We start from the raw sequence: 9,048 nt of genomic DNA on the forward strand, positions 1-9,048 counted from the left end.
GGGGGGGGGGGGGGGGGGGGGGGGGGGGGGGGGGGGGCCGGGGGGCCGCGGGGGGGGGGGCGCCCCCCCCCCCCCCCCCCCCCCCCCCCGACGGGGTGGCGTAATCCGGTGCAAGGCGGGCAGCTCATGAGGGGTCGGGCGAAGGCACCGGGACGACCGGCTGCACAGCGTGGGGAGTGAGTCGATGGGCACGGCGGCGCACGGGGGTCCGCAGCGGGACGAACAGACCGAGCGACAGCGGCAGTTGTGGGTGGACGACCCGGTGGGGCGGCCGAGCATGCCGGAACCGGTGCGGACGGCGGCGGTCCGCGCGGTGATCATCGTGGCCGTGACGCTGACGCAGGGCATGGTGGCGCTGCTGTGCACGCTCGCGGGTTCCTGGCTGTCCTTCCCGATGGTCCTGAGCAGCGTGGCAAGCACGGTCGTGGCGACATGGTCGGTGCTTGACGTCTGGGTCACGAGACAGGTCTGGAACCAGCGGTACGGCGTGGTGTCCTCCCCCGCCAGCACCGCCCGCAGGCTCCGCAAGGAGCGCCGCCGCGCCCGCCGCGCGGCCCGTTCAACAGCGCGGGCCCGGCCAGGGGGCGCGGCGGGCGGCAGACGGCTCTCCCGCGCCTGAGCCGATCAGCCGGCACGGCCATTCGATAGCATCACGTTGCGCAGAACGCTCGCGCGAGCTCGATACGCAACAGATTCCGGGCGGGAAGTCCACCGCGTCAGGCCCTTCCCGCCTCCAGGTGGTGAGAACGGACCGATGACCGGACGACAGAAGAAGGCTTCGGGCAAGGAGCCCAACCGCAGCGCGAGCGCCGTCCAGTCCGTGGACCGCGCGGTGAGTGTCCTGGAGATCCTGGCCCGGCACGGCGAGGCGGCCGTATCGGAGATCGCGGAAGAGCTGGACGTACACAGGTCGACGGCCTTCCGCCTGGTCCACGCCCTGGAGAACCGCGGCCTTGTGTCCCATTCGACGGAGCGCGGCAAGTACTTCCTCGGCGCCGGAGTGCTGCGCCTCGCGGGCGCCGCCGCCGTACGGCTGGACATCTCGCAGGAGGGCGCGCCGGTCTGCCGCGAGCTGGCCGACGAGCTGGGTGAGACGGTCAACATCGCGGTCCTGGACGACGACGCGGCGGTCAACATCATGCAGGCCCGCGGCTCCGCTGCCGTGACCGCGCAGAACTGGCTCGGCCGCCGCACCCCGCTGCACGCCACGTCCAGCGGCAAGGTCCTCCTCGCCCACCTGCCGGAAGCCCTGCGGGAGGGCCTGCTCGCCCGCGCCCTGCCGCGCTTCACCGAGCACACCGTGACCGGCACGGCGCAGCTCCGCGCGGACCTTGACGCCGTGGTCGAGCAGGGGCACGCGCGCGCTCTGGAGGAGCTGGAGGTCGGCCTCACCGCGGTAGCGGCCCCGGTGCGCGCGCACGACGGCAAGGTGATCGGCGCGCTCAGCGTGTCCGGGCCCGTCTACCGGCTGACGGAGGACCGCCTCGGCGAGCTGGCCGAGCGGACGGCCGCCGTCGCCGGTGACCTGTCCAGGCGGATGGGCTACGGCTTCTGACGACGAACTCCGTGCGCTGTCGGGGGGCGGGGTCGGGGTCGGGACCGGGGTCCGTGCTACTCGTCCCCCTCCGCCGGACGCTTGAACATCCGCGTCGCCGTGATCTCGCCGTGCACCGTCTCGCCCTCCGGGTCCTGCTGCGGCAGGCCCGGGCGGAGGTGCTCCTCGACGCTGATGTACTTCAGCCCGGCCCGCAGGTCCGCGTCGTTCCGCAACCGGATGACCAGCGGGAACTCGGCGAGCGCGGTCGTGTCGAACAGGCCGGTGGTGTAGAGGAGCTGGACGCCGAGCGCGTCCGACACGGCCCGCTGCAGTTCGAGCAGGTAGGTGGCGTTGGCGCGGCCGATGGGGTTGTCCAGGAACAGCGTGCCCGCGTGCCGGTGCTTGTCGCGGCCCCGGTCGTTGGAGCGCAGCGCCGCCATCGTGCAGTACAGCGCGATGGCCGCGGTGAGCAGCTGGCCGCCGGAGAACACGTCGCCCATCTGTCCGACGGGCACCCGTTCGGCGCGCAGCACCGCGTCCGGCTTGAGGATCTCGACGGACACGCCGCGCGGCTCGATCGCGGCCTGAACTCCCCTGAGCAGCAAGGACATTCCGTCCCGCCGCAGGTCGGAGTTCTTCTTCACGGCCGCGCGCGTGGCCTCGTCCACGACCTCGCCGAGGCGTTCGGTGAGCGTCGCCTGGTCCGGCTCGTCGAAGCGGATCCGCAGGAACTCCTGGCCGGACCACTCGCCCAGGCCCTCCGGAAGCCGGGACAGCCGTTGCGCCGAGCGGAGCGTGGCCAGCGCGGACTCGACGAGGCCCCGCAGCCGGTCCACGATCGAGTCGCGGTTGCGCTCCAGCTGCGCCAACTCGTCGGTGAGGACGCGGAGCCGGGGCGCGAAGGCCTCGGCCCACTTCGCCGCGTGCTCCGGCAGCGCGGACGCGGGCAGCTCCCGGATTTGCTGCCGGGCAGGGGTGCGCACCTGCTCGTACCGCGTGGAGTTGGCATGGCGTACGAGCACGTCACTGGCCTCGCGGACCGCGGCCTCGGCGGCCGACAGGTCGGCGGCACAGCCGCGCAGCGAGCGGCGGGCCTCGGCGGCGGACTGCCGGGCCTCCTCCAGGGAGCCGGGGTACGGCTCGGGCAGCTCCGTGCCTTCCTGAGCGGCTTCGTCCTGGTGATCGCGCAGCAGGTCCCGCAGGAGCGCCGCCGTCTCGTCGAAGCCGCCCGCACCGTCCTCGGCGGTGCGGTGGGCGCGAAGCAGCTCGGTGTGCGCCTCCTTGGCCTGCCCCAACGCCTCGGTGCAGGCGGCGAGTTCGGCGGCGGCGGTACGCAGCAGGCTCTGCGCGTGCTCGGCGTCGGACGGGACCAGGTCGTCCGGCAGCTCGGTGTGCGCGTCGCCGTCCTCGGGCGCGTGTCGCTCGGCCTCGCCGCGCAGCCGGCCGAGCTGCTCACTCGCCGCCGACATGCGGGTCTCCAGCATCTGCACCAGCGACTCCGCGCGCGCGGCGGCGGCCTGCCGGGACGGGCCGTCGGCGCCGTCGGTGCCCTCAAGAAGCTGGGCGGCGCGGGTGCGGACCTTGTTGCTGAGCCGGTCGAGCTCGGCGAGCGCGGCGCTCTCGTCGCCCTCGGCGCGGGCCTGGTCGGCGCGCAGGTCGGCGCCGACGCCGACCTTCTCGTACAGCTGCGACGCCGCGCGGTACGCCTCGCGAAGCGCGGCCAGCGGGGCGTTCGGCGGCTCGGCGTCGAGCGACTCGTCCTCCGGGGCGCCCGCGATCTCGGCCCGCTCGGCGCGCAGTGCGCGGGCGGTGCGGTGGGCGTCGTCCGCGGCGCGCTGGGCGGCCCTGCGGTCCTCGTCGGCGGCGCGGGCCCGCTCCAGGCAGGACTGCGCGCGGGCCTCGGACTCCACGGCCTCGTCGGCGAGTTCGCGGAGCTTGGCCTGCCAGGCGGCCCGCTCCCGGAGCCGGAACGCGAGCCCGGCGAGGGCGTCGGCGGCGCGGCGGGCGCGCTGGGCGGCCTCCTGCCGCTCGTCCCGCACCCGCGCGGCGTCGGCGGCGGCCTCGTCCGCCTCCGCGCGTGCGGTGCGCGCCTCGGCCAGCTCGGCCTCCGACTCGTCGGCGAACGTACGGGCCGCGCGGGCGGCCTCGGCCAGCTCGCCGAGCCGCCCGGCCGGGCAGCCGGTGCGCCAGGAGGAGAGCCGGGCGGCCAGCTCGCGGTCCTTGCCGAGGCGCGCGGCGAGCTGCCGGATCTCCTCGTCCCGCTCGGCGGCGCGCGTACGCAGCGCCTGCCGCTCCTCGTCGGCGGCGTGCTCGTCGTGCATGGCCGGGTTCGGCGGTACGAGGAAGACGTCCTGCGCGGTGGCCCCTGTCTCCGGGGCCGGGGTCGGTGCGACGAGCGCGGCGGCGGTGCCGACGGCCACGGCGGAACGCGGCAACAGGGCGGCGCCGTCGAGCACTTCACGCGCGCGTGCGTGCGTGTCCGGGTCGGTGATGACCACGCCGTCGACCAGCTCGGGGCGGGCGGCGAGCACGCGCGCGTGGTCCGCCGGGTCGACGGCCTGGGCGAGGTAGCGCCAGCCGGGCAGGGCGGGAATGCCCTGCTCGCCCAGGTACTCGACGGTGGCCAGGACGTCGGGGCCGGGCGGCAGCAGGCCGCCGTCGCCGAGGGCGCCGAGGATGCGGGCGTCGTCGGCGGCGGCGGTGCGCAGGTCGAACAGCTGGCGCTCGGCGTTGCCGACGCCCTGCTCCAGGAGTTCCTTCAGCTCGTCCGCGAAGCGGTCCAACTCCGCGAAGCTGAGGGCGGTTTCGGGCGCGCCCTGCTCACCCGGGGCTGCGCCGCCGGCGGTCTCGGAGGCCGTGTCGTACGCGCGGTCCGGCTCGCCGTCCGTCGCGGTGGCGGCGCGCGCCTTGGGCACCGCGCGGCGGGCGGCACGGGCGGCGCCGGGCAGGCCGAGGAGTTCGGCGAGGCGGTCCTCGGCGGCCAGGGACTCGGCGGCGGTGCGCTCGGCGTCCCAGGCGTGCGCCGCGGCCTCGGCGGCGTCCGCGGCGCGGGCGGCGGTGAGTTCGGCGCGGGCCTCCGCGGAGGCGGCCTCCTTGGCGCAGTCGGCGGCGCCGCGCGCGGCCTCCCGGGCCGTGTCCCAGGCGGCGACCGCGGTCTTCTCGGCGTCGCTGGCGGCGAGCGCGGCGCGGGCCGGGTCCGCGTCGGGCGCCGCGTCGTCGATCCAGCCCGCGCGGACGGCCTCGGCGGTCTCCTGCTCGACCTCGGCGAGGCGCTGACGCAGGTGGCCGGCCTCGCTGCGGGCGCGCTGCGCCTCGGTGGCGGCGGCGGTGGCGTCGCGGTGCGCGGTCTCGCCGGCCTCCTGGAGTGCGGCGGAGCGCTCCTCCTCCTCGCCCGCGTGCCGCTCGCCGTCAGCGGCGGCCGCGTGCAGGGCGCGGACCAGCTCGGATGCGGCCTTGGCGCGGGCGGCGAGCGCGGGGGCGGCGTCCCGCTCGGCCTCGCGGATGGCCGCGGCCACGCGCGCGGAGCGGTCGGCCGCCGCGCGGTGCCGGAGTACGGCCTCGGCGGCCTGCCAGGCGGAGTGCAGCGTACGGGCGTCGGCCAGCTCCCGCTTCTGCGCGGTGGCGGCCTTCTCGGCGGCGGTCAGCGCCAACGAGGCATGCCGGTAGGCGAGTTCGGCGGCGATTGCTGCGCTGCGGGCGCGCTTCTGCTCGGCCTCGGTGACGGTGTGGGCGGCGGCGGTGACCCGCTGCGCGAGGTCGGCGGCGCGGCCGCGTTCCTCGGCGGCGCGGGCGGAGAGCCTGCGGGCGAGCGTACGGGTGCGGCGCTCGGCGCCGGTATGCACGTCACGCGCGCGTGCCCGCACCTCGGTGCCCTCGACGATACGGCCGAGGAGATCGACGGAGCCGGCCGTGAAGTCCCGCTCGGCGATGAGTTCGGCGCGCCGGCCGAGCTTGTTGCCGAAGCCGCTGACGAGGTCCGCGAGGCCGTCGGTGTCGCGGGTGTCGGTGACCGCGCGGAGCAGCAGGTCGGTGAAGTCGGAGTCCTTCTTGACGGCGAAGAGGCCCGCCGCCTCGCCCTCGTCGGCGTTCATCTCCCGCTGGTAGCGGAAGAGTTCGGGGTCGAGGCCGAGGTCGCCGAGGTGCTCGTTCCAGCGGTCGTGGATCTCCTCCCAGTGCACCTCCAGGTGCGGGTACGCCTTGCCCGCCTCGGTGAGGGCGTCCCGGAAGCCCTTCATGGTGCGGCGGCGGCCCTGTGCCCCGGAGGCGCCCTCGGCGGCGCGCATAGAGGTCGCCTCGGCCACCGGCAGGTTGTCCAGGCTGAGCCCCGGCCCGGGCCGGAAGGAGTACCAGGCCTCGGCGAACTTCCGCGGGTCGTTGGAGACCTGGCGGCCGCGCCACTCGCTGACCTTGCCGACGACGACGCACTCACCGGTGAGGGTGTGCTGCCACTCCAGGGCGACGTGCCCGCAGTCGTCGGCGAGGAGGAACTTGCGCAGCACGCCGGAGCTGGCGCCGCCCAGGGTGTTGCGGTGGCCGGGCAGCATCACGGAGAAGATCAGCTTCAGGAGTACGGACTTGCCGCCGCCGTTCTCCAGGAAGAGCACGCCCGCCGGGGCGGGCCGACGCGGCGGTCCGGCGGGCTCGTCCGCGAAGAACTCCGCCTGCGTGGGCGCGGGGTCGGGCACGGCGGCACCGACTCCACGCAGGTCGAGCACGGTGTCGGCGTAGCGCGCACCGGCTGGTCCGATGGAGTAGAGGCGGATCCGGGACAGCTCGTACATGGCGGCGGACTCTCGTCGTAAGTCTGAGTAAGGCTGAGTAAGTCTGAAGTCGTGTGTCGTACAGGGGGGTTGGCAGCCGCGGGGGCTAGGACCGCTCGTCGGCGTGGAAGGGCAGCCCCGCGCCTTCGGCCAGCTCCAGGTCACCCTCGGCCTCGGCGGACAGCAGGCTGGCGGAGCCGTCGGTGACGGGCACGATGCCGAGGTCGAGGAGCTCGGCCATCGCGGCGCCGCCCGCCATGTCGCGCACCTGCAGCTGGTAGCGGGCGGTCGTGCGGTACGTACCCCCCGAGTCGTCGCCGGTGCGCTGCAGGAAGCCGGAGTCGGTGAGGAACGCGACGGCCTTGCCGACGATGCCGGTGGTGGATCCGGCGAGGCGGCGGGCGTCCTTGGTGGCGCCGGTGGAGCTGCGCCGCGCCCAGATCCGCCAGGCGGCCTCCAGGCCGGGTGCTTCGCTGGCCGGGTCGGTGTTCTCGCCCTGCTCCTCGGCGCGCTCCTCCAGGCGGCTGCAGGCCTGCCGGACGAAGGCGTCCACGCCGTTGACGGTGACGCGGCCGATGTACGCGTCGTCGGCGAGGTCCTCCGGGCGCGGGAAGGCCAGGGCGGCGACGGCGAGGTGGGCGAGGCCGTGCAGGAAGCGGTCGCCGGCGTCGGAGGAGGCGCGGCGCGCATAGTCGCCCATGCGGACCGCGAAGACGGAGTCCTCGGCGGCGGTGACGGCCATCCCCGCGCGCGGGGAGACCTCCAGGACGACCAGGCCGAGGCCGGTCGCGACGGCGTCGGCGAGCCGCGCGAAGGGCGCGTCCTCGCGGTATCTGCGCAGCAGTTCGGTGTACTCGGCGTCCCGCGCGGGCTGCAGTTTGGGCTGGAGTCCGAAGGACACGAGCCGCGCGGCGTCGGCGGCATCCGCGGGCGTGACGGCCGCGGGCGCGGGCCGCGTGTCGGGCTCGCTCCAGGGGGCGGTGTCCGGGTGCTGGTCGGTCACGGGTACTGCTCCTCGTACGTACGGAAAAGGCCGGGGCGCTGGGCGGGGGCTCTCATGCGGCCTCCGTCCGGTCCGCCGCCATGCCCACCGCGTCGAGCAGTGCCGTGCCCACGATCAGGTCGGCGCCCCCGAACTCCGGGTCGTCGAGCTCCGCGCCGTCGTCCACGGCGAACAGCAGCTTCGGCTCGCCCTGCCGGTACGCGGTGCCCACCGGCGGGCTCGCGGCGTGCACCGCCAGCAGGGCGACCAGGTAGGGCAGTTCGGGATCGGCGCGGCGCGCCTCGGCGAGCAGTCCCGAAAGGCGCCGCGGGGCGTCGTGCTCCAGGTCGAGCAGCTCCATGGCGGCGGCCAGCTGCTCCTCGCTGAACCGGCTGTCGTCCGGGGTGGCGACCAGGTCGGGCTCGGGCATCTCGGCGCCCAGGTGTTCGCGCTCCAGGGGCGGGGTGAGCAGCAGGTCGACCAGGTCGCCCACGCGGACCGCCGAGGGCGTGCGCAGGCCGACGCCGCGCGCGAAGAACGCGTCGGTGACGCGCAGCGCCTGCTCGACGGGGAGCGGCAGGACGGGGGCGACCAGCTGGCCGTAGAGGTCGAGCCCCGCGCGGGCGGCGGGCGGGGCGAAGGCCTGGCGGTCCTGCTCGGCGCGGAACAAGGGGCCCGCTTCGAGGAGGCGGGACTGGAGCTGGGTGTGGCGGCGGATGCAGTCCTTGACGATGTCGACGAGCTCGGCGGCGCGGCGCTTGTGCTCGCCCGCTTTTGCATCAGATCCGGCCTCGGCCTCGTCGCGCGCCTTGCGGATGTTGGTGAGGATGGCGTTCTCGTGGCGGTACCGGTCGGCGACGTGGTCGAGGGCCTCGGCGATCATGTCGGGGACGGCCTCCAGCCAGTCGACCGCGCGGACGTTGCGCCGGGTGGCGTCGAGGGCGCGGCGGAGCGTCTCGCTGTACTGCACGGTGCGGTAGCGGGCCTGTTCGGCGGCGAGCTGGGCGTCGGCGAGGCGGCCGCGGCTGATCAGCACCTCCAGCTTCACCTCGGCGGCGATCTGGGCGCTGGTCACGTCGGTGTCGAGGGCGCCCACCAGGACGTTGACCGCTTCGTCGGTGGTGCGCAGGTAGACACCGCCGCCGTAGCCGGGGACCTCCTCGATCAGCTTGAAGTCGTAGTCCCGGCGGACGTACGTCCCGTCCGGGCCGAACGTGCCGTACACCGCGCGGAAGCCGCGGTCGACGCTGCCGACGTTGATCAGGTTCTCCAGGACCCAGCGGGCCACCCGCTCGTGCTCGGCGCTGGGGCGGCCGGGCGCCTGGGCGGCGATGCGGGGGACGAGCCTGGCCACTATCTGGTCGTGGTCCGCGCCCGTGTCGAAGTCCATGTTCAGCGTGACCAGGTCGATCGCGGAGAGGGCCACTTCCGCCATCGCGTACACCGAGTACTCGCCCGCGAGGTTGGCCTTGCGGGTGTCCAGGTCGTGCAGCGGGGCCGTGCAGGCGAGGGCGCGCAGGCGCCGGGCCAGGCCCTCGTCGGCGGCCGGGCCCGGAGCCGGGGAAGGTACGGCGTTGGCCGGGGCAGGTGCAGTCACATCGGAAAGATTAGGCGGTCCCACTGACAACGGCCGAAACGACGCAGGTGAGACGGGGTCCGGGCCCCCTCGCCGCCCGATTTGCCGTTTTCATACGGGGAGTTGGCGTCACGTGGCGACCACGCGGCGTGACGGCGCCCCGCCGACCGGCCCCATCGACCAGCCCCGCCGG

Annotated in this window: 5 protein-coding genes; 2 read left to right on the top strand and 3 right to left on the bottom strand. The window is 75.3% G+C overall.

The window, feature by feature from the left end; all coding sequences use genetic code 11:
• The first annotated feature begins 184 nt into the window (after nt 1-184).
• The gene (locus QIS99_RS31705; RefSeq protein WP_282517214.1) at nt 185-619 is read left to right on the top strand and encodes a hypothetical protein; all 435 of its coding nucleotides are present in this window, start codon (nt 185-187) and stop codon (nt 617-619) included.
• Between the two features lie 135 nt (nt 620-754).
• A complete protein-coding gene (locus tag QIS99_RS31710) occupies nt 755-1,555 on the top strand; it encodes an IclR family transcriptional regulator (protein WP_282517215.1) in 801 nt (266 codons plus the stop codon).
• A 56-nt stretch (nt 1,556-1,611) separates the two neighbouring features.
• Here QIS99_RS31710 and QIS99_RS31715 read toward each other — a convergent pair whose 3' ends face one another.
• From QIS99_RS31715 to QIS99_RS31725, 3 genes are all read right to left on the bottom strand, one after another.
• Nucleotides 1,612-6,318 (bottom strand): coiled-coil domain-containing protein, encoded by a 4,707-nt coding sequence (locus QIS99_RS31715; protein WP_282517216.1) that lies wholly within the window; start codon nt 6,316-6,318, stop codon nt 1,612-1,614.
• Between the two features lie 85 nt (nt 6,319-6,403).
• Complete coding sequence (locus QIS99_RS31720; protein ID WP_282517217.1) at nt 6,404-7,300, bottom strand: hypothetical protein; 897 nt, start codon at nt 7,298-7,300, stop codon at nt 6,404-6,406.
• Between the two features lie 52 nt (nt 7,301-7,352).
• Complete coding sequence (locus QIS99_RS31725) at nt 7,353-8,876, bottom strand: hypothetical protein (protein ID WP_282517218.1); 1,524 nt, start codon at nt 8,874-8,876, stop codon at nt 7,353-7,355.
• Nucleotides 8,877-9,048 lie beyond the last annotated feature (172 nt).

Source organism: Streptomyces solicavernae (genome assembly GCF_029968095.1).
In the GTDB taxonomy this organism is placed as follows: domain Bacteria; phylum Actinomycetota; class Actinomycetes; order Streptomycetales; family Streptomycetaceae; genus Streptomyces; species Streptomyces solicavernae.

Bases quoted from the DNA above. Each gene is read 5' to 3' on its own strand.
- QIS99_RS31705 (WP_282517214.1), top strand. From the start codon at position 185: ATGGGCACGGCGGCGCACGGGGGTCCGCAGCGGGACGAACAGACCGAG.
- QIS99_RS31715 (WP_282517216.1), bottom strand. From the start codon at position 6,318: ATGTACGAGCTGTCCCGGATCCGCCTCTACTCCATCGGACCAGCCGGT.
- QIS99_RS31710 (WP_282517215.1), top strand. From the start codon at position 755: ATGACCGGACGACAGAAGAAGGCTTCGGGCAAGGAGCCCAACCGCAGC.